Consider the following 18520-nt stretch of genomic DNA (forward strand, 5'->3'; position numbering starts at 1 on the left):
ATTTGGCTCCTTCTCGCTTGAGGTTCAGTTGTCCATGCGCTGTCACAGTTCAGTTGTTGTCAGGCGTATATGTAACCGCCTGAAACAATTACGTTTTCACCAGTCATATAGGTGTTCTTGGGGCCGCCCGTCATAAGCACCCACTCGGCAATCTCCGTAGGCTCGGCACCACGACCCAACGGACTCGCCTTGGCCAGTTCCTCCAGGAAGCCGAGGGCCTTGGCCCGCTCCGTGGCCATGCCAGCGGGGGCTACCGAATTGACCAGGATCCCGTGTTTTGCGACGTCATGGGCAAAGGAGCGCGTCAGGCTGACCACAGCGGCCTTGGTTGCCGCATAGTGGGCGTTCTGCGGATGCGCCTTGAAGGCGTCGACAGAGGTCAGGTTCACGATCCGCCCGCGCACATGGCTCTTCGGCTCCTGCGACTGCATGTGGCGGACGGCCGCCACCATCATGTGGTAGGTGCCCTTGATGTTGATGCCATTGGAGGCATCCCAATCGGCGTCGCTGATCTCAAGGAGCGGGCGGCGAGGGTAGATCGCGGCGCAATTGATCAGCGTGTCGATACGCCCGATTTTCGAAACGATGGCGTCGAAGGCGGCGTGGCACTGAGGGCCGATCTGGATATCGCATAGGGCGGTCGCGGTCGGCAGACCGTTGGCTTTTGCCGGTGCGAGAGCGGCTTCGGCAGCGTCCTGGTTGATGTCGATGATGCCGATCTTTGTCGCCCCGGCCTCTACAGCCATCCGGGCCAAAAGTGCGCCGAGGCCGGCGCCGCCACCAACGATCAGAACGGAAAGATCCTTCATTCCAGTTTTTCCTTACTTGGTGCCGCTCGGCGAGGTTGGCCAGGTTGGCATGATGTCGAAACGGGTAACGTCGGCCCACGCGGGCAGGCCGAGTACCGCGACCACCATTCTGGCCACGTCATCCGGCTGCACCACTTTGCTGGCGTACATGGCCGCGCGCGCCTTGGCGTCGAGGATGTCCTGGTAGAGCTGCGTCTCGACACGGCCGGCGACGATCTCGGTGACGCGTATGCCTGATGGGGAGAGGTCGGCGCGCAGCGCGGCGGCAAAGCCTGAGATCGCCGCCTTGGTGGCCGAATAGACGGCAATGTTGGAATATGCCGCATGGCCTGCAGTGGAGCCGGTGAACAAGATGTGGCCAGATTGCCGCTCGCGCATCTGCGGAACGACGAGGCGGGTGAGCAGGATCGCCGCGCTGAGGTTCACCTCCAGCGTGGAGTCGATGTCGGCGATCTTCATATCGGCAAAGTTGCCCAGCGGCGGCATGATCCCGGCATTGTTGATCAGCACGTCGATGGTCAGATCCGCCAGAACAGCCTCCAGCGCCTCGCGGTCGGTGACGTCGACGGCAATGGGCACGATGCCGGATCGCTCGGCCTGCAACTCCTTGAGCGCGGACTGGCTGCGCCCGACCGCATAGACATCATAGCCGGCGTCGCTCAGTGCGATCGCCATGGCCCGCCCTATGCCGCTCGTTGCACCTGTGATGAAGGCTGTCGTCACGTGGGGCTTTCCTGATTGTCTGGCTTCAGTCTGCGGCCTGGGCCGATGCCGCGAAACCAAGAAAACCAGCAAAAAGGAAAGATAAACTTTCGAAAGTCCTTTCAGCCTACGAAACCTCCTGGGGGGTCCGTACGATCGCGGAAGCCGCAAACCCAAGGAAACGCTGGGAGAATGGCGCTTTCAACGCGTGGGAAAACGGGTGCCGCTGGCCGGCAGAACAAAAACAAGGCTTTCGCAATGCGTGGCTAATCTGGTCCACGCGCCGGTGCATACGAAGCGAAGTCGCCGGCCTTACCCGCCTGTCGGAGCAGGTCTCTTCATATCGGTAAAGAGCGAGGCCGCAGCCGCCTTCTGCTCGGCCTCTGTTGCCGCGACGCCTGAAGCCCGAGCCAAAGCGCGTACGCGCCCGAGGCTGTTGTGCAGATGCTTGCGCATGGCCTGGCGAGCAGCGCGACCGTCCTGCCTTTCGATGGCGTCGACGATGGTTTTGTGTTCGTTGTGGATGCGGGCGTAGTAGCTGTCCTTCAGCGCGGATGTAACCACATAGTCCAGTTGAAAGCGTGGAACGATCATCGGCCTGAGATAGCTCAGGAAGCCGTGGATGAATTCGTTGCGCGCGGCTTTGGCGATCGCCAGATGGAAATCATAGTCATAGTGGATCTGGACGACAGCGGGATCCGCTTGCTGGGCGTCGACCTGTTCCATTAGGGCCCGGATTCCACTCGCCTCCGCATCGGTGCGCCGTTCCGCGCACAGCCCGGCGGACTCCACTTCGACACTCAATCTCAGTTCAAGCAGGGCGATGGTTTCCGGCAAGGTCCGGAGAGCCTCGTCCGGTATCGAAAAGTTGCGCGGCGCGGGCGTTTCACTGACGAACATGCCGCGTCCTTGCTGCGGCACCACCATGCCCTCGGATCGCAGCCGCGCCACCGCTTCCCGCACTACCGTCCGGCTCACGTCGTATTCGGCGCAGAGCTCGGCTTCTGTCGGCAATTGCGCGCCGGGCAGCAACTGTCCGGAGCGGATCTTTTCGGACAGGCTCTCGGCCACGACGGTGGAAAGTGGCTTGCGTTTCGTCATCAATGTTCCCCAGTCCGATGCCAGATGCAGGATGATGCCCGAACCGACAAGGCCATTCAAACCGCCGCGGTGACGATCAGCTCGACCAGCATTCCAGGCTTGGCCATCCGTCCTTCGCCGGACGAGCGCGCTGGTGCGTGCTCCTTCGGCATCCATGCGTCCCAGACCGTGTTGACTTCGTCGAAATCCCTGATGTCGTCCAGCCACATCTGCACGTGAAGGATGCGGGTCTTGTCCGTACCGGCCTTGGCAAGCAGGACGTCGACCTTGCCGAGTACCTCGCGCATCTGGTCGGCCGCGTACTGACCCGGCTTTGCGACCTGACCGGTGAGGTAGAGCGTGCCATTGTGGATGACGCCGTGGTGGATGCGGGTGTCGAAGTCGAAGCGCTTGATGTCACTCACTGGATTGTCCTTGTCAGATTTCCGGCCTCCGCCGGATGGGGTCAGATTGCCGGCGTCGGGCGGATGGGATTTCCTTGCAAATACTGCGCGTAGGGCGCCTGAACGAGCCAGCCGGCGTCGACGGGCAGGGTCACGCCGGTTATCGACGCGGCCCGGTCGGAGCAGAGGAACAGGGCCGCCTCGGCAACATCGCGCGGCTCGACGAAGCGGCGCAGCGCCGTGGTGGCCTGTATGGCTTCGGAGTTGCGCTCACCCTTGGCGATCCTGGCCTTTAGTCCATCGGAAAGCGTGTAGCCGGGTGCCACCGCATTCACCCGCACCCCGTGCGGGCCGAGCTCGGCGGCCAGGATCTGGGTCAAGGCCAGGACGGCATGCTTTCCGGGCGTGTAGGCAGGCAGGGACAGCGGCGCGAAAGAGGCAAGCGAGCCGACGTTCAGGATGGCGCCTCGCCCGGCAGCCGACATCAGCCGGCCGAAGACCTGGCAACCCAGCAGGGTGCCGCGATAATTCACCCTCCACATCCTCTCATCTTCGTCCAGATCCTGGTCGAGGACGTGCTTGCCGCTCTGCAGGATACCGGCGCAATTGACGACGATTTGAGGCGTGCCGAACGCATTGCTGACGGCTCGCGCCAGCGCTTCCACAGAGTGGGCATCGGCAACATCGGTTTGGACAAACAGCGCGCACGGGGCGCCCGCCGCCTCGCAGGCGCCAGCCGCCTCTTCGCCCCGTGCCGCATCCCTGCCTGCGACGACAACATGGTAGCCGTCCTCGGCAAAGCGCAGCGCTATCGCGCGCCCGATACCGGAAGTGCCGCCGATGACGACGGCCGTCAATGTCTCAGCCATTGCCGCGGCCTTTGCCTTCGATGTCGAAGAATTCAGACATGGCCCGGACCTGGAAATCCATCATCGGGCGCCCTGGCTGAATGCGGCAGCCAATCTCTTTCGCCGCCTTTAGCAGGGCGGTCTCGGCGGGCTCCATGATGATGTCCACGACCGTCATGTCCGGGGTCAGCCGGCTCACGTCAAGCGGCAGCGGGTCGCCCGCATGCATGCCGACCGGCGTGGCGTTGATGGCCATATGCATGCCGGAAGGCTCGGCCTCTCCGACCTGGATGCGGCATTTCGGGAAGACCTGCGCAACCAGCGCCGCCAGTTTTTCGGCGCGACCGGTATCGATGTCGGCCAGGCGGATCTCTTCCGCGCCGGCTTCGGCGAGACAATAGGCCAGGGACGCGCCGGCGCCGCCGGCTCCGACCTGGAGGATGCGGCGGCCGGCAATCTTATGCCCGCCTGCGTTGAGGCCATCGATAAAGCCGACGCCGTCGAAATTGTCGGCGTACCAGCTGCCATCGGGCAGCCGGCGCACGGAATTGGCGCTCTGCACCCGCGCGGCGCGGTCGTGAGCGGCAGAGCATTTGTGATAGACCGCGACCTTGTACGGCACCGAGATGATGACGCCCCTTATGTTCTCGGCTGCCGTGATGCCGGCCCAGAAGGTCTCGAAATCCTCCGGGCGGCAGCTCAACGGCACCATGAGGCTGTCGAGGCCCTTCTGCTCGAAGATCTCGTTGAATATGCCGGGGCTCTTGGCGTGTGCCACGGGATGGGCCAGCATCACGAAGATGTCGGCCTTGCCGGTTCCGCGCATCTGTTCACTCCTTTTCTTTTGACAGTTCATGGGCGCTGAGGATCTCCAGCGCCTGGACGAGGGACGAGTGGTCGGCCTCCGCGCCGCCGGGCCGAGCCGAACAGGCATTCATCAGTTGCTGCGCCATCGCGGTGTTCGGCAGCGAGACGCCAAGCGCGCGGGCGCTTTCGAGCGCGAGGTTGAGATCCTTCTGGTGAAGCCGCATGCGAAAGCCCGGGGCGAAGGTCCGGGCGATCATGCGCTCGCCATGCACCTCCAGCACACGGGACGAGGCAAAGCCGCCCATCAGCGCGGTGCGCACCTTTGCCGGGTCGCAGCCGGCCTTGCTGGCAAAGACGAGCGCTTCCGCCACGGCCTCGATATTGAGCGCGACGATGATCTGATTTGCGATCTTGCAAGTTTGACCGGCGCCATTGTGCTCGCCGATCAAGGTGATGTTCTTGCCCAGCGTCTGAAAGATCGGCAGCGCGCGCTCGAACTCGGCAGTTGGCCCGCCGACCATGATGGTGAGGCTCGCCGCCTTGGCGCCGACCTCACCGCCCGAAACCGGGGCGTCGAGGTAGCCAGCTCCCGCTTGCCGCAGCTTTGCTGCGAATTCCGCCGTGGCGATGGGGCTGATCGAGCTCATGTCGATGACCAGCTTGCCGGCTGACAGTCCTTCCAGGACGCCGTTGCCTCCAAGCAGGACGCGCTCCACATCAGGCGTGTCGGGCAGTATGGTCACGATGACGTCGGACATCCGCGCCACATCGGCAGGCGAGCCGACGACCGATGCCTTGAAGTCCTTCGGCAGAGGGGAGCGGTTGAGAACCGTAACGATCTCATGTCCCGCGTCGGCGAGATGGCGCGCCATCGGCGCTCCCATCACACCAAGCCCGATGAACCCGATCTTCATTCTCAAACCCCTGTACGAAGGTTGGTGCGCATTGCATCTTGCAGCAAATTATTGCCATATGATATAGGACATCATACAAATTTCAACGTCCTTTCGCTGATCGGAGACTGACCGCAAAATGCAAGAGCGCCTCAACACGCTGAAGGCTGCCGTGTCGGCCGGGCGAGCCCATATCGGCATCTGGTGTTCGCTGGCTTCCGCCCTCACCACAGAGATCGTCGCGGGCTCCGGAGCCGGCTGGGTATTGATCGATGGCGAGCATAGCCCCAACCATCTGCGCAGCATCATGGCACAGCTTCAGGTCATGGGCGGCTTCGACAGCGAGGCCGTCGTCAGGCTGCCTTCCGACGATGCCAATCTGATCAAGCAGGCCCTGGATATCGGTGCACGCAGCCTGATGATCCCCAATGTGCGGACGGCCGATCAGGCTCGCGCCATTGTCGCGGCCATGACCTATGCGCCTGGCGGGTTTCGCGGCTTCTCGGTCGGTCATCGTGCCAACGCGTTCGGCCGTATCGCCGGCTACCATGCCAAGGCGCGTGAGCAGCAGCTTCTCGCCGTGCAGATCGAGGATGAATTGGGCGTCGCCAATGCCGCCGAGATTGCGGCGGTTGATGGTGTCGATATTCTCTTCGTCGGGCCCGGCGACCTCTCGACCAATATGGGCGCGATGGGCAATCCCGGAGCAGCACACGTTCAAGAAGCGATCACCTCGGTGCGCAAGGCAGCAACAGCGGCAGGCAAGGCCAGCGGGATCCTGGCTCCCGCAAAGACCGATGCCGACCGCTACCTCGCCGACGGCTTCACCGTGGTTGCCGTCGGTTCCGACCTCGGCCTGCTGGCGCGGGGCTCGGATGCCCTGATCGCTTCGTTCAACCAATAGGCCGGAGACAGAATATGGCGATCCCTTCCTACAAAGCGCCGTCGCGCACCGCATATGACATCGTCATCGTCGGCGGCGCCGTCGTCGGTTCGTCGACCGCCTACTGGCTGAGCCAGGCGCTTGGCAGCAGCGCCTCGATCCTCGTGGTCGAACGCGACTCGAGCTACGAGTTTTCGTCGACGGCGCTGTCCACCAGCGCGATCCGGCAGCAATATTCCAATCCGATCAATGTGAAGATCAGCCAGTTCGGCATCGAGATCATCCGCGGATTCCAGGAACGGATGGCGCCCTTCTACAAGGACGAACCGGCACCCGACCTCGGCTTCAAGGAGCATGGATATCTTTACTGCTGCTCACCTGACGGCGTCGAAGCGGCGCGCGAGCGCGTCGATCTGCAGCGCAGTTTTGGGGCCCACACGGTGTTCCTTGAGCCGGGCCCGCTGAAGGATCGCTTCCCCTGGCTCAATGTGGAGGATCTCGGCGGCGGTTCCTGGGGAGCCCGGGAAGAGGGCTGGTTCGATTCCGTGGGGCTGATGAACGGTTTCCGCCGGGCCGCCCGCGCCAGCGGCGTCGAGTATATCGACAATGCCGTGACGGCGCTGGATATCGCCAATGGGCGGGTCGTCTCGGTGCGCCTCGCGACCGGCCAGACGGTTCGTTGCGGAACATTGGTCAACGCCGCGGGCCCGCGCGCGCAACAGGTCGCCGCCATGGCCGGCCTGTCGATCCCGGTCGCGCCCTACAAGCGCTACAGCTTTGTCTTCGCGAGCGCCAATCCGATCCCCGGCCGTATGCCCAATGTCATCGACCTTTCCGGTACATTCGTGCGTCCCGAAGGCGAACTTTTTCTCACCGGCAACACGCCGCAAGGCGACGGGCCAGCCGGCTATGATGACTTCGAAATGCACCATGAAGAGTTCGACGACTACATCTGGCCGGCGCTCTGGCACCGCATTCCGTCCTTCGATGCACTCAAGGTCCAGACGAGCTGGACCGGCCACTACGAATACAACATGCTCGACCACAACGGCATCGTCGGCTTCCACCCGCAGGTGACGAATTTCATGTTTGCCAACGGCTTCTCGGGGCACGGGCTGCAACAGTCGCCAGCCGTGGGTCGGGCCGTTTCAGAACTCATCGTGCATGGGGCTTTCCAGACGCTCGACCTGTCGCCGTTCTGTTATGAGCGCATAGAGCGCAACGAGCCGTTCCTGGAAGAAGCCGTAATTTGAGACCGGTGCTTGAGCTGCCGACAAGCTCGGTGCGCGGGAGTCCATGCTTTGCGGCGATGCAAAGTGCTATACGCAATGCATAGGGCGGTGGTGTAGAATGATGTGGAATTCGGCGGGTCTGCTGCCCACCGACAGCTTGCGAACGAGGTGGAGAATTTGATGCGGAACACGATGCTGGGCTTCGCGGCACTTGCCCTGGCCGCGTGCCAATCGGCTCCTGAAGCGCCGCAATCAGCCGCTCTCGAACCTGCGTCAGATCCTGTTACTGTTTCTCCCGTCGCCGTTCCTCCTGGCTCCGCAATCATGGATCAATCCGTGACAATCACTCCCCCTGCGAAGGGCGTTCCAACAAAGTACGCCGCATTTTCGGGCATGTGGGTTGGACGATTGGGGGGGACGGATGCAGCCAAAGTCGCTGTGCAGACGATTTCTCCAAACGGCAAAGTGACGGTCACCTTTGCGTGGGGAATGCTGGGCGATAACAATCCGGGAGAGGCCGCAGGAGCAGGAAAAATTGTAGGGACTACGTTGAAGCTTGGACGCCTCCCGAATGGTGCGGACGTCAGTTTTATGATGCTGCCCGACGGAACCCTGGCCGGAACCGTTATGCTTGCCGGCCAGACCTACACAGGCGTATTCATCAGGCAATGACCAAAAGCACCCAGCTGGTCACATTGTGGCCAACCGAGTATTCGGCCAACCGGAAAGCCGTGAAACCGTGGAAGCGAGGCAGGCGGCCGAAAGAAAATAGTGCACTGTCACCGTAATTCTTGCACTCCGACTGAAAGGTAGCGGGTTCTCTGCTACTTCGATCTCACCCTGAAATACGCGAGAACTTTCGAGCCCAACACGATCACACCAATAGCTGCAATGAGAACGGCCCAGACCGGATAATCGAACAAATACGAATGTCTGCATGCTTCGCCCGGCGCACAATACGATAAGGCGTTGGCGGAATTGACCACAGCGAACACGGCAGATGCGGAAAGAGCGAGCAGCCTCATACAACCTCTATAACATGTCAGCCGCGTTATGTTGCAACCAACCCCTCTGATCTGATGCTCGTTGACCTTATGCTGGTTGATCCCAGCACTCCAGACCCTGGCACGCCCCGTCGCACGCCCTCTTCTCCCGCTCCGACATCTACCACTCTCCGCCACCTACCCTGTGGATAGACCCCCAAGACCCACATCATTCCCGACATCGGCTTGCAAGAAGCCCTAGACTTGGTTTCAGGGGAATCAGGTGTATGGCAATTGGGTCCGGTCATCGCGTCGTGTTGTGCACGCTGCTGGCGATTGCCGGCTGCACCTCCGCGCCGGGCAAGGACTTCTTCACCGAAACCATCGACAGCCTGCACGCCAAGAACTCGCCCTTGCGGGCGGGCTACACCGGACCCAGCGCGGTCACGTCGGCCGCCGGCCAGGCGCAGCGTTTCAACGGCACGCAGTATCAGGGCTCGGGTCAGTTCGTCTCCTCCGGCGCGCCCGTCACCAAGGTGACGACCGATGGTTCGGGCCAGTTCGAGCTCAACCTGATCAATGCGCCGATTACCGAAGCGGCCAAGGCGGTGCTCGGCGACGCGCTGCACCTCAACTACATCGTCGACCCGCGCGTGCAAGGCACGGTGACGCTGCAGACCTCGCAGCCGGTGTCGAAGGATGCGCTGGTCGACATCCTGCAATCGGCGCTTGCGGTCAATGGCGCCGGCATCACCAATCGCGCCGGCACCTACCAGGTCGTGCCGCTTTCCGAGATCATGTCCAGCACACCCCCGGTCAGCGTGCCTTCGGTTTCGCCGTCCGGCCCCGGCGTCAAGGTGCAGGTGCTGCAGCTGCAATTCATCGCCGCCGACGAGATGAAGACCATTCTCGAACCCATCACCCGACAGGGCTCGGTGCTGCGGGTCGATTCCACCCGCAATCTGATCACCGTCGCCGGCAACGACAGCGACCTCAATGCCATCAGAGAAGCGGTCTCGGTGTTCGACGTCGACTGGATGCGCGGCATGTCGGTGGCGCTGCATCCGCTGAAGACTTCCAAACCGGAGGCGGTTGCCGCCGAACTCGATTCGATCTTCGGCACCAAGGAAGGGCCGGGTGCGAAGCTTATCCAGTTCATCCCCAACGACAGGCTGAATTCGGTGCTGGTGATCACGTCGCGCCCGGCCTATCTCGCCCGTGCCGCGACCTGGATCAACAAGCTCGACAGACTGGCCGAGACCAACGAAGACCAGCTTTTCGTCTACCAGATCCAGAACCGCCCGGCCAAGGAACTGGCCGCGGTGTTGAGCTCCGTCCTCGGCACCTCGGTCAAGACCGAGGGCGACTCAGGCGGCTCGAACGTGTCGCCCGACCAGACGCCGATCGCCATGCAATCGGATGGCGTCACGCCGGTGCCATTGACCGGGCCGTCGCCTTCGCTGCCAATGCAGGACGGACAGCCGCCCGCCCACGCCACGGTCGTCGCCGATATCGAAAACAATGCGCTGCTGATCCAGACCACGGCGCGCGACTACGAACGCATCGAGCAGATCCTGGCCAAGGTCGACGTGCTGCCGACGCAAGTCATGCTGGAAGCCGTCATTGCCGAAGTCACGCTCAACGACGACCTGAAATACGGCCTGCGCTGGTTCTTCGAGAATGGCGGCATGAAGATCTCGGTGTCCGACGTGGCAAAGGGCGTTGCCGCGGCAGCACTGCCTGGCTTCAACTGGAGCTACGCAACCGACAACATCCAGGTGACGCTGAACGCACTGTCCAGCATCACCGACGTCAATGTCATCTCGGCGCCGACCATCATGGCGCTGAACAACCAGAAAGCGGTGTTGCAGGTCGGCGACCAGGTGCCGATCGCCACAAGGCAAGTGGTCGACCAGACGCTCGGCAGTTCGCCGGTGGTCTCGGTCGAGATGAAGGACACCGGCGTCATCCTGACGGTGACGCCACGCATCAACAATGCCGGCAGGGTCATGCTGGATATCGAGCAGGAGGTCAGCAATGTGACCAAGACGACCAGCTCCGGCATCGATTCGCCGACCATCCAGCAGCGCAAGATCCAGACCCGCGTTCTGGTCAACGATGGCGAGAGCCTGGCGCTGGGCGGCCTCATCCAGTCGCGCAACAATGTCGATCGCACGCAAGTGCCGATTCTCGGCGATATCCCGATTATCGGCAACGCGTTCAAGCAAAAGACGGACAGCATCGGACGCACCGAATTGATCATCTTCATCAGGCCGCATGTTGTCCGCGACATCAACGAAGCCCGCGAAGTGACGGATGAATTCCGCGGCAAGATCAGCCTGCAGACGCCGATCCAGAAGCGACGCGGCGGCACCAAGCTGCAACAGGACCTGAAGAGGCTGGCGTATTGACGATGGCTGCGCACCCATCCCTCGTGCTGGCTGCCACGATCGCCCTGGCGGTGGTTCTTGCCGCCATTTCGATCGCCGATTTCCGCCGGCAGATCATCCCGGACGGGCTCAACCTGGCTCTGGCCGGCATCGGCCTTGCCTATCAGATGGCGACGGACGCAGATGGCCTGCCGATGCACATCCTGTTCGCCGCTGCGATGTTTGCCGCTGCCTGGCTGATCCGGCGCGGTCATTTCCTCATGACCGGCAGGATTGGTCTCGGCCTCGGCGACGTCAAGATGCTGGCCGCCGCCGCATGCTGGATCAGCCCTTTGCTGTTGCCGGTGCTGCTGTTCATCGCCAGCGCCAGCGCTCTGCTGTTCGTCGGCGGGCAGGTGGTTGCGACAGGCCCGGCGGTGGCGAAAGCGCGTGTCGCCTTCGGTCCGTTTATCGCCATCGGCCTCGGCTGCAGCTGGGCGCTGGAGCAATTTGCAGGTTTGGACATGGGACTGCTCTGATGATCACTCTGCGATTCACCTCTGAAAAATCCCGCCGCGCCAGAAAATCTGTCGGCGAAAGCGACGGCCGCGAAAGCGGCTTCACCCTGGTCGAGCTTCTGGTCGTGCTCGCCATCATCGCGCTGATCGCCACGCTCGCGGCACCTCAGGTGCTGCGCTATCTCGGCTCGGCCAGGACCAACGCGGCCAAGGCGCAAGTCCGCAACATCGAAAGCGCGCTCGAACTCTACTATGTCGACAATGCGAAATATCCGACCGCGGAGGAGGGGCTCTCGGCCCTGGTCACGGCGCCCACCGGCGAAGCGCGCTGGAACGGACCCTATCTCAAGGGAACAACCGGCCTGAAGGATCCCTGGGGGAGGCCTTATTCCTACGAAGTGAAGGCCGATGCGAGCGGCGTGGTCATCCGCAGCCTTGGAAAAGACGGCAAGCCGGATGGAACCGGCGAAGACCAGGACATCAGCAACTGATTTTCTGCTGGGGCTGCGTTCAGTTCGTGCGCGGCATCTGTGCATTTGCCAGGTCGAGGCGGGCAAAACCTCTCGCCGAATAGGCAGCACCATCGCGCAGGACCGAAACGGTGAAGCGCACGGCCGCAGGCAGGCGCCGCGGCGCATTCCAGCTCGGCAACCAGGATGAGGCTGCCGTCGAACCGTCGAGATATTCGAATTTTACGGCGTTCACGCCGCCGATCAGCCGTACCGGTTCGCTCTGCGTCGATGCGCCGGGATCGCTGCCGCGCCGTGTTTTCTGGACAATGGCCAGCGCGCCTCCCGCCTGGCCAAGCGAAACGGCAGTTTCGCGCAGTGCGGAGGATTGGAAGCCGATTGCCTGAACGGCGCTGAATTCGATCCGGGCGCCATCGCCATCGAGATAGAGCACCTGGTCCGGCGACGACTTCGACAATGGCAACGGCTCGGCGTGGCTGATCGCCGTTTCCAGAAAGCGCGATGCGGCATCGACCTCCATCTGGAATTCGGTTGCCTTTTCGATGCGCAGCATGGTTCGAGCCTGGCCGAGGAAGACCATCGTCAGCGACGTGATCACGCCGATCAGGGCCAGTCCAACCAGCACGTCGATAAGCGCAAATCCCTCGACTGATGCCGGCGACCGCAGCCGCGATCTGGCGTCTGGCAGAGGGGCGCCTGAACGACGTCCCTGCCGGCAGACGGCGTAGATTCTCGAGCGAGTGCGGACGAACACGCTCATGGAGTGCCCGGGTCCCGCACGGGCACGAAGGTTAGAAACGGCCCGCCTGGAAACGCACCACCGGTCTTCTCGATGAGAACAGCGGTCACCTTCGCCTTCGCCATTTCTATCGTGCGCGTCTTCAGGGTCCAGCCGGATGGCGTCGTGGTTTGCACCGTGGGTCGGGCTTCGTAGTCTGCCAGCATCACACGCACGGTCCTGGCGGCTTCGACCTGGCGCTTGGCAGCAGTGATGCTGCGGCTCGCCAGCACGATCGACTGGCTGGCGATGCCAAGCACCAGCGCCAGGATGGTCATGGCGACGATCATCTCCAGGATCGAAAATCCGTCTTCGGGGGAGGGCTGGGACGATGGGCCGGTCATGGCAGTGCGCGCCAGGTTGAAAGCCCGGTCAGCCAGTTGACCGCGATGCGCGCGGTCCGCCCTTTTCGCTCGAGGGCGATGTCCATGCCGGAAGCGCTGCCATCGGGAAGGAAGGTCAAGACCGTCTGCCGGTCGGCGATGACGGTCTCCTGACCGGTGGTCACGGTCATCTTGACATCGTCCGGCAGAGTGAGCGTGTCCCGCTCGCCAAAACGGAAGGCGCGGGCGCCGAGATCGACGACGACCTGCTTCGGCCTGGCGGTGGCGATCGCCGATGTGCGCGACAGGCGCAGCCGCATGGTGATCTCGCCGGCCAGTGTCTCCAGGTTCTTGGTGCGATAGTTGCTGACCAGCCCGGGTGCGGCGATGGCCGCGACGAGGGCCATGATCGCCAGCACGACCAGCATTTCGACCAGGGTAAATCCGGCCGTTGCATGTGCCGGCGCGCCGGCTCTCGTCGCGGCTGTCATTGCAGCGCCAGGTCGTTGATGCTGAGGATGGTGGTCATCACCGAAATGACCAGGCTGCCGACGAGAAAACCAAGTGAAATCGTCAGCGCCGGGGTCAGCAGCTTCAGCACCGTGTCGATGCGTCGCGTCAGCGTCAGCTGAAGCATTTTCGCCGCCCGATCCAGGACCACGGGAAGGGCGTTGGCCTCTTCGCCGAGCGAGACCAGCGACATCGTCGCATTGTCGAAAATCCCCGCCTTGACGATCGCGCCATGCAGGCGCGCGCCATTGGCGACGGTTTCTTCGATTGCTGCAAAGCTCGCGGCCAGGGAACTCTGCCTGGAAACGTTGGCGGCCAGGCCAAGCGCCTCGGTCATCGCCACGCCATTGCCGAGCAGCAGCGCAAGCGTTTCCAGATAGCGCGCGATCACGGCATCCCTGACCAGCGCGCCGATCAGCGGGATCTTCAACAGCCAATGCGAGAGGCGTTTTCTGGCGCCGGTGGACCGGGACAGAAAAAGCCAGGAAAGCAGGCTGAGGACCGCCGCCAGCGGGAACACGAACGGATAGTCGCGGAACACCGTGCCGAACGCCGAAAGCATGGTCATGGTGAACGGTTTTGGGGCGGATGAGCCTTCGAAAATCGGTTCCAGCGCCGGCACCAGGACCGTCGCCAGGATGACCAGCGCCCCGCTCATGACCAGCAGCAGGAAGGCCGGATAGGCCAGGGCCTCGATGATTGCCGCACGGCGCTTGGCCGTTGCCTCATACGTGTCCGCCAGCCGCTGGCATATATAGGCCATCTTGCCGCTGCGCTCGCCGCTGGCGAGCAGAGCGGCAACGTCGGAGGTGATGCCCGGCAGGCCGGCAAAGGCTTCGGCGATCGGCCGACCGCCGGTCGTCAGATCGAGCACCGATTGCAGCTGCTGACGCCGCTGATGGTTGGCTTCGCCTGAAATAACCGCATGCAAGGCGCGGTCGACGGTGAAACCGGCGTTCAGAAGCACCGAAAGCTCGGAAAACAGCCGGCCGAGATCGACCCTGCGGGTAAACGTCAGCGCGCTGCGCCCCGGCAGGCGAAGCCTGTCGCCGTTCACAAGCGCAAGATGATAGGAACGGCGGCCCTGCTGCGCCAGTTTGCGCGCCGCATCCTGCTTCGTCGACGCATCGAGAACGCCGGTCTCGGTGCTGCCGTCGACGAGATAGGCGCGATAGGCAAAGGCCGGCATCAGCCCCCTCCCGCGAGATCGATGACACGCCGGACTTCGTCCATCGTGGTGACCTGCGATCGGGCAAGGGCGGTTGCGTGCACCGACATCGGCACGAGGTCGTCCTCGGCGGCAATCCGGCCGATCTCCATTTCGCCGGCGCCCTGGTCGATGAGCTCGGCGATGCGCGGCGACACCTGCAGCATTTCGTAGGTCACCGTGCGCCCGCTGTAGCCGGAGCCATTGCAGGTGCGGCAGGCCGGGCCGGTCTGTTCCGCGCCGTGGCAGGTCGGGCAGATGCGGCGCAACAGCCGCTGTGCGATGACGCCCCTGATCGTCGCGCCGAGCAGGTAGCCGTCGATGCCCATGTCGCGAAGCCGCGTCAGCGCACTCGCGGCACTGTTGGTGTGAAGTGTCGAAAACACCAGATGACCGGTCAGGGCCGCCTGGACCGCGACCTGCGCCGTTTCGCGATCGCGAATTTCACCGAGCAGGATGATGTCGGGGTCCTGCCGCAGGATCGAACGCAGCGCGGCGGCAAAGTCGAGGTCGATCGCCGGATTGACCTGCAGCTGGGTGATGCCCGCCATCCGGTATTCGACCGGGTCCTCGACGGTGAAGATCTTGACGTCCGGCCGCGAACGCTCGGCGAGGATGGAATAGAGCGTCGTCGTCTTGCCGCTGCCGGTCGGCCCGGTGATCAGCACGATGCCGTTGGCGGCTTGCGACATGGAGCGGATCTTGGCCTGCGCGGCACCGTCGAAACCCAGTTTCTCCAGCTTCAATTCGACGCCGGCGCGGTCAAGAATTCGAAGCACGATGGCTTCGCCGTGAATCGACGGAATGACCGAGACGCGCAGGTCGACGTCGCGGCCGCGCACGGCAATGCGCATGCGTCCATCCTGCGGCAAGCGCCGTTCGGCAATGTTGAGCCGCGACAGGATCTTGATGCGGGTGGAGATGCCGGACAGCATCGCAATCGATGCTGTGTCGACGGTGGACAGCATGCCGTCATGCCTGAAGCGGATGCGGACGTGATCCTCGAGCGGTTCGATGTGGATATCGGTGGCTCTCGCATCGACCGCCTTGTGGATGGTCTCGGCGACGAAGCGGACGATCGGCGCTTCACGGGCAAAATCCTTCAGCCGTTCGAGGTCGTCGGGGCCGAAATCCAGGATTTCGCCACCGCCGCCGCCATTTGAAACGGCCGCCAGGGCCGATTGCTCGATGCGATCGATGCATTCGGTGATCGTTCGCCTTGGCAAGATGCGTAACGCCAGTGTCCGCTCATAGTGAAAGGCGAGCGCGTCGATGGTTGCCGAGGAGAACGGATCGGCCACGGCGACAACCAGCCGCTCGGCATCCATCTGCAGCGGCAGGATGGCGTTTTCCCTGAGATAGACCAACGGTACGCTTGCCAGCATTTCGGGGCTGACCTGTTCGGGAATCTCGACCGACGTCGGTGCCTGGAGGTAGCGGCTGAGGCTGTTGGCAAGCTCCTGCTCGCCGATCAGCCCGAGTTCGGTCATCACCGTGTCAAACGGGTGTCCTGATGTTCGCGATGCCCCCAAGGCGCGTTGGGCCGCGTGCGCGGTCAGCACCTTCTCGCCCTCGAGAAAGGCCAGAAACGCCTCTATTCCCTGGGGCTGGACGAGAGCGTTCATGAACTCCACCCCTGCAGGAGCTGTGCGGCCTCGGTGCCGAAAAGCACCTCGCAGCCGGCACTGCCGGCGACTGCCGGCAATGTGCCGGCGTCACGGGCCGGGCTTCGCGAGACGCGCCAGAATGCGGTGTCGCTGACCGGAGATTTCTCGATGATGAACCCGGCTTCGCCCGTGATCCCGGATCCGTCACGTCTGACGACCACGTCGACCGTATAGGCCGATGCCTCGGCCGCCTGAACGATCGCGGCGCTGGAACCCGTGGCAAGAGCAGCGCGAAGACGGCTAGGCGCACGATCGGCGCTGATCGTGCCGCGCTTCGAGTTGACCGTGAAGGTGGCATGGAGGGCCTGCAGGGGCACTGACCCAAGGGCCGCGAACTCCTGCAGTTCAGACACCGATTCGAACGGCGCCTGCTTGTCTTGCGGCGGCCCGACGGCGCTTCTCGGCCCGGGCTGGCCGGCGAACAGCTTAGCGTTGTCGCGAAACCGGATCGCGGCCTCGGCCAGCGCTTGCGCCGCCTGCTGCTCGAAGCCGAGCGATGCGAAGCCCAGCGCCAGCAAATGATCGTCGGCGGCATTGAGATCGATCAGCCCGCCATGATCCTGGACGCGCACATCGAAGCTGAACGCACCCGACCGGCACGCTGCCGGTGTGGAATCCAGCGCAAATGTCTTCGTCCCCGAGCCGCCGGTCAATTGGCTCGCAACCACATTGCCCAGGCCTTCGGCAAGCAGCGACAGGCGCTCCTGCTCGACCTCGTTGTTGGCGATCATCAGCCGCGTCTTCGCCGTCACGGCAAAGGGAACGACGATTGCCGAGACGATCAGCATGAACACCAGCACGGCGACCAGCGAAAAGCCGCTGCTGGCGCTTTCGTGCCCTGTGTTCGCGCTCTCATGAGGTGCGCGGCTGCTCATAATTGCGGTTCAGGCGGAGGTGGCGGGGGCGTTGCGGATGGCGGGACGTTCTTCCATGGCGGATAAAGCAGGATGCGCGCCACCTTGCCGTCCCGCTCGAGCACGGCCTGATCCTTGTCGATCGCCGACACCTTCCAGCCGTCGACGGTCTCGCCACTGCCATACCAGGCCGCGGCTTCGCTGCCGGCGACGCGCAGCAGCGCCTTTGCCGCGCCGCCGTTTCTGCTGATGCCCAGCAGCGATGGCGCGACGGCCGGTGCGGCTTCGGGCGGCGGCGGCGCCGGCTGCTCGGCCGGTGCGACGGCAACCTCCACCGGCTGTGGTGCTGCCGGCGGCGACACGATTTTCCGGCGGGTCGGCGTGAACAGCGGACGCTGGAACGTCTCGCTGAAATCGCCGGCCTCGGGAAACTGCAGCGATCCCGCCGCTGATGCCAGTGCGCCGTCATGCCCTTTCCCGGGGGCGACCGGCGTGGTGTCGACCGGCGTGTTGTAGAGCGCGACATTGACCAGGACGAGGCCCGCAATCATGGCCGCGATCGCCAGGCCAGCGAATTTCCGGCTCATGGCTTGACCCCACCGGGCGGCGGCGCGGCCTGCGTTTGCAGCGGGCCGTAAAACAGGATCTCGGCAAAGATCTCGGGATCGCCGGTCCGTCCTGCAGCCGGTCCGACATCGGTCGTGCGTAGCGTGGCCTCGCGAATGAACAGCACCGGCAGCGACGTTTCGATGGCGAGAACGGCGTTGTGAATGCCTTCCAGCGGTCCCGAAAGGTTGGCCCGCAGGCCGATGAAATCGACGCCGGCTTCGCTGAGCACAGGTGCATTGCCGGCCGACAGCACGCTGACCCCGTTGGCGACGGCGATCGCATTCAGCCGCTTTTGCAGCCCGCCGCGAATGATCGCTTCGCTCTCGCCGGTGAGGAACTCGGGATTTGCCGCCACCACGGGGCTGGCGGCGCTGTCGAGGCGCTTGGCCAGGGCCGCCACGCTCTGCAGCTGGCCGAGAAGCTCGCGCTTTTCCTCTATCCCGGCTTGCGCCGAGGCGACGCTGTCGAGCGCCGCGAACGCCACCCAGGCCAAGACACAGGCCGTCACCGCTGCAAGGGCCAAGGCGATCAGGCGACGGACCAGCGGCCTTGTGTTGAGGATGGCGGAGAGCAT

21 protein-coding genes are annotated in these 18520 nt (G+C 63.5%); 6 read left to right on the plus strand and 15 right to left on the minus strand.

Going from position 1 to position 18520, the window contains the following annotated elements; genetic code table 11:
• Positions 1-59: 59 nt before the first annotated feature.
• From FCU66_RS24705 to FCU66_RS24735, 7 genes are all read right to left on the minus strand, one after another.
• Positions 60-809 (minus strand): SDR family NAD(P)-dependent oxidoreductase, encoded by a 750-nt coding sequence (locus tag FCU66_RS24705; protein ID WP_136620115.1) that lies wholly within the window; start codon positions 807-809, stop codon positions 60-62.
• A 12-nt stretch (positions 810-821) separates the two neighbouring features.
• The gene (locus FCU66_RS24710; protein ID WP_136620114.1) at positions 822-1532 is read right to left on the minus strand and encodes an SDR family oxidoreductase; all 711 of its coding nucleotides are present in this window, start codon (positions 1530-1532) and stop codon (positions 822-824) included.
• Positions 1533-1823: 291 nt separating this feature from the next.
• Positions 1824-2582 carry a FadR/GntR family transcriptional regulator gene (locus FCU66_RS24715; protein WP_246094000.1) on the minus strand — a complete coding sequence of 253 codons (759 nt, stop codon included), beginning with the start codon at positions 2580-2582 and terminating at the stop codon, positions 1824-1826.
• Positions 2583-2668: 86 nt separating this feature from the next.
• On the minus strand, positions 2669-3016 hold the full coding sequence (locus FCU66_RS24720; protein ID WP_136620112.1) for a RidA family protein: 348 nt from the start codon (positions 3014-3016) through the stop codon (positions 2669-2671).
• Between the two features lie 41 nt (positions 3017-3057).
• The gene (locus FCU66_RS24725) at positions 3058-3864 is read right to left on the minus strand and encodes an SDR family NAD(P)-dependent oxidoreductase (protein WP_136620111.1); all 807 of its coding nucleotides are present in this window, start codon (positions 3862-3864) and stop codon (positions 3058-3060) included.
• Positions 3857-4669 carry a shikimate dehydrogenase family protein gene (locus tag FCU66_RS24730; RefSeq protein ID WP_136620110.1) on the minus strand — a complete coding sequence of 271 codons (813 nt, stop codon included), beginning with the start codon at positions 4667-4669 and terminating at the stop codon, positions 3857-3859. Before FCU66_RS24730 ends, FCU66_RS24725 begins: the two co-directional genes overlap by 8 nt.
• Positions 4670-4673: 4 nt before the next feature.
• Positions 4674-5564 carry a 2-hydroxy-3-oxopropionate reductase gene (locus FCU66_RS24735; RefSeq protein WP_136620109.1) on the minus strand — a complete coding sequence of 297 codons (891 nt, stop codon included), beginning with the start codon at positions 5562-5564 and terminating at the stop codon, positions 4674-4676.
• A 118-nt stretch (positions 5565-5682) separates the two neighbouring features.
• Here FCU66_RS24735 and FCU66_RS24740 point away from each other — a divergent pair, with 118 nt between their 5' ends.
• The 6 genes from FCU66_RS24740 to gspG all read left to right on the plus strand — a co-directional run bounded on the left by FCU66_RS24740 (position 5683) and on the right by gspG (position 12019).
• A complete protein-coding gene (locus FCU66_RS24740; protein ID WP_136620108.1) occupies positions 5683-6447 on the plus strand; it encodes an HpcH/HpaI aldolase family protein in 765 nt (254 codons plus the stop codon).
• 14 nt (positions 6448-6461) lie between these two features.
• Positions 6462-7679 carry an NAD(P)/FAD-dependent oxidoreductase gene (locus tag FCU66_RS24745; protein ID WP_136620107.1) on the plus strand — a complete coding sequence of 406 codons (1218 nt, stop codon included), beginning with the start codon at positions 6462-6464 and terminating at the stop codon, positions 7677-7679.
• Between the two features lie 159 nt (positions 7680-7838).
• Positions 7839-8330, plus strand: a complete 492-nt coding sequence (locus FCU66_RS42050; protein ID WP_136620106.1) for a hypothetical protein — start codon at positions 7839-7841, stop codon at positions 8328-8330.
• 598 nt (positions 8331-8928) lie between these two features.
• Positions 8929-11052: a type II secretion system secretin GspD gene (gene gspD / locus FCU66_RS24755; RefSeq protein ID WP_136620105.1), complete on the plus strand. Its 2124-nt coding sequence runs from the start codon at positions 8929-8931 to the stop codon at positions 11050-11052.
• A 2-nt stretch (positions 11053-11054) separates the two neighbouring features.
• Positions 11055-11549, plus strand: a complete 495-nt coding sequence (locus FCU66_RS24760) for a prepilin peptidase (protein ID WP_136620104.1) — start codon at positions 11055-11057, stop codon at positions 11547-11549.
• Positions 11549-12019, plus strand: a complete 471-nt coding sequence (gene gspG / locus FCU66_RS24765) for a type II secretion system major pseudopilin GspG (RefSeq protein WP_136620103.1) — start codon at positions 11549-11551, stop codon at positions 12017-12019. Before FCU66_RS24760 ends, gspG begins: the two co-directional genes overlap by 1 nt.
• 19 nt (positions 12020-12038) lie before the next feature.
• Here the strand turns inward: gspG and FCU66_RS24770 are convergent, their stop codons facing one another.
• The 8 genes from FCU66_RS24770 to gspM are packed head-to-tail and all read right to left on the minus strand — an operon-like array spanning position 12039 to position 18520.
• The gene (locus tag FCU66_RS24770; protein WP_246094001.1) at positions 12039-12758 is read right to left on the minus strand and encodes a general secretion pathway protein GspJ; all 720 of its coding nucleotides are present in this window, start codon (positions 12756-12758) and stop codon (positions 12039-12041) included.
• Complete coding sequence (locus FCU66_RS24775; protein ID WP_136620102.1) at positions 12755-13120, minus strand: prepilin-type N-terminal cleavage/methylation domain-containing protein; 366 nt, start codon at positions 13118-13120, stop codon at positions 12755-12757. The genes FCU66_RS24770 and FCU66_RS24775 overlap by 4 nt, the downstream gene beginning before the upstream one ends.
• The gene (locus FCU66_RS24780; RefSeq protein ID WP_136620101.1) at positions 13117-13590 is read right to left on the minus strand and encodes a GspH/FimT family pseudopilin; all 474 of its coding nucleotides are present in this window, start codon (positions 13588-13590) and stop codon (positions 13117-13119) included. The genes FCU66_RS24775 and FCU66_RS24780 overlap by 4 nt, the downstream gene beginning before the upstream one ends.
• Complete coding sequence (locus tag FCU66_RS24785) at positions 13587-14798, minus strand: type II secretion system F family protein (protein WP_136620100.1); 1212 nt, start codon at positions 14796-14798, stop codon at positions 13587-13589. Before FCU66_RS24785 ends, FCU66_RS24780 begins: the two co-directional genes overlap by 4 nt.
• Entirely contained in the window at positions 14798-16441 is a 1644-nt protein-coding gene (locus tag FCU66_RS24790; protein ID WP_136620099.1) for a GspE/PulE family protein, read from the minus strand. The genes FCU66_RS24785 and FCU66_RS24790 overlap by 1 nt, the downstream gene beginning before the upstream one ends.
• A complete protein-coding gene (locus tag FCU66_RS24795) occupies positions 16438-17358 on the minus strand; it encodes a general secretion pathway protein GspK (protein WP_136620098.1) in 921 nt (306 codons plus the stop codon). The genes FCU66_RS24790 and FCU66_RS24795 overlap by 4 nt, the downstream gene beginning before the upstream one ends.
• Entirely contained in the window at positions 17355-17924 is a 570-nt protein-coding gene (locus FCU66_RS24800) for a hypothetical protein (RefSeq protein ID WP_136620097.1), read from the minus strand. The genes FCU66_RS24795 and FCU66_RS24800 overlap by 4 nt, the downstream gene beginning before the upstream one ends.
• On the minus strand, positions 17921-18520 hold the full coding sequence (gspM, locus tag FCU66_RS24805; protein ID WP_136620096.1) for a type II secretion system protein GspM: 600 nt from the start codon (positions 18518-18520) through the stop codon (positions 17921-17923). The genes FCU66_RS24800 and gspM overlap by 4 nt, the downstream gene beginning before the upstream one ends.

The organism is Mesorhizobium norvegicum, assembly GCF_004919685.1.
Taxonomy (GTDB): Bacteria; Pseudomonadota; Alphaproteobacteria; order Rhizobiales; family Rhizobiaceae; genus Mesorhizobium; species Mesorhizobium norvegicum.

Excerpts from the sequence above, each read along its gene's own strand:
- FCU66_RS24705 (WP_136620115.1), bottom strand. The coding sequence starts at position 809 with ATGAAGGATCTTTCCGTTCTGATCGTTGGTGGCGGCGCCGGCCTCGGC.
- FCU66_RS24725 (WP_136620111.1), bottom strand. The coding sequence starts at position 3,864 with ATGGCTGAGACATTGACGGCCGTCGTCATCGGCGGCACTTCCGGTATC.
- FCU66_RS24730 (WP_136620110.1), bottom strand. The coding sequence starts at position 4,669 with ATGCGCGGAACCGGCAAGGCCGACATCTTCGTGATGCTGGCCCATCCC.
- FCU66_RS24735 (WP_136620109.1), bottom strand. The coding sequence starts at position 5,564 with ATGAAGATCGGGTTCATCGGGCTTGGTGTGATGGGAGCGCCGATGGCG.
- FCU66_RS24740 (WP_136620108.1), top strand. The coding sequence starts at position 5,683 with ATGCAAGAGCGCCTCAACACGCTGAAGGCTGCCGTGTCGGCCGGGCGA.
- FCU66_RS24745 (WP_136620107.1), top strand. The coding sequence starts at position 6,462 with ATGGCGATCCCTTCCTACAAAGCGCCGTCGCGCACCGCATATGACATC.
- FCU66_RS42050 (WP_136620106.1), top strand. The coding sequence starts at position 7,839 with ATGCGGAACACGATGCTGGGCTTCGCGGCACTTGCCCTGGCCGCGTGC.
- gspD (WP_136620105.1), top strand. The coding sequence starts at position 8,929 with ATGGCAATTGGGTCCGGTCATCGCGTCGTGTTGTGCACGCTGCTGGCG.
- FCU66_RS24760 (WP_136620104.1), top strand. The coding sequence starts at position 11,055 with ATGGCTGCGCACCCATCCCTCGTGCTGGCTGCCACGATCGCCCTGGCG.
- gspG (WP_136620103.1), top strand. The coding sequence starts at position 11,549 with ATGATCACTCTGCGATTCACCTCTGAAAAATCCCGCCGCGCCAGAAAA.
- FCU66_RS24770 (WP_246094001.1), bottom strand. The coding sequence starts at position 12,758 with ATGAGCGTGTTCGTCCGCACTCGCTCGAGAATCTACGCCGTCTGCCGG.
- FCU66_RS24775 (WP_136620102.1), bottom strand. The coding sequence starts at position 13,120 with ATGACCGGCCCATCGTCCCAGCCCTCCCCCGAAGACGGATTTTCGATC.
- FCU66_RS24780 (WP_136620101.1), bottom strand. The coding sequence starts at position 13,590 with ATGACAGCCGCGACGAGAGCCGGCGCGCCGGCACATGCAACGGCCGGA.
- FCU66_RS24785 (WP_136620100.1), bottom strand. The coding sequence starts at position 14,798 with ATGCCGGCCTTTGCCTATCGCGCCTATCTCGTCGACGGCAGCACCGAG.
- FCU66_RS24790 (WP_136620099.1), bottom strand. The coding sequence starts at position 16,441 with ATGAACGCTCTCGTCCAGCCCCAGGGAATAGAGGCGTTTCTGGCCTTT.
- FCU66_RS24795 (WP_136620098.1), bottom strand. The coding sequence starts at position 17,358 with ATGAGCAGCCGCGCACCTCATGAGAGCGCGAACACAGGGCACGAAAGC.
- FCU66_RS24800 (WP_136620097.1), bottom strand. The coding sequence starts at position 17,924 with ATGAGCCGGAAATTCGCTGGCCTGGCGATCGCGGCCATGATTGCGGGC.
- gspM (WP_136620096.1), bottom strand. The coding sequence starts at position 18,520 with ATGCTCTCCGCCATCCTCAACACAAGGCCGCTGGTCCGTCGCCTGATC.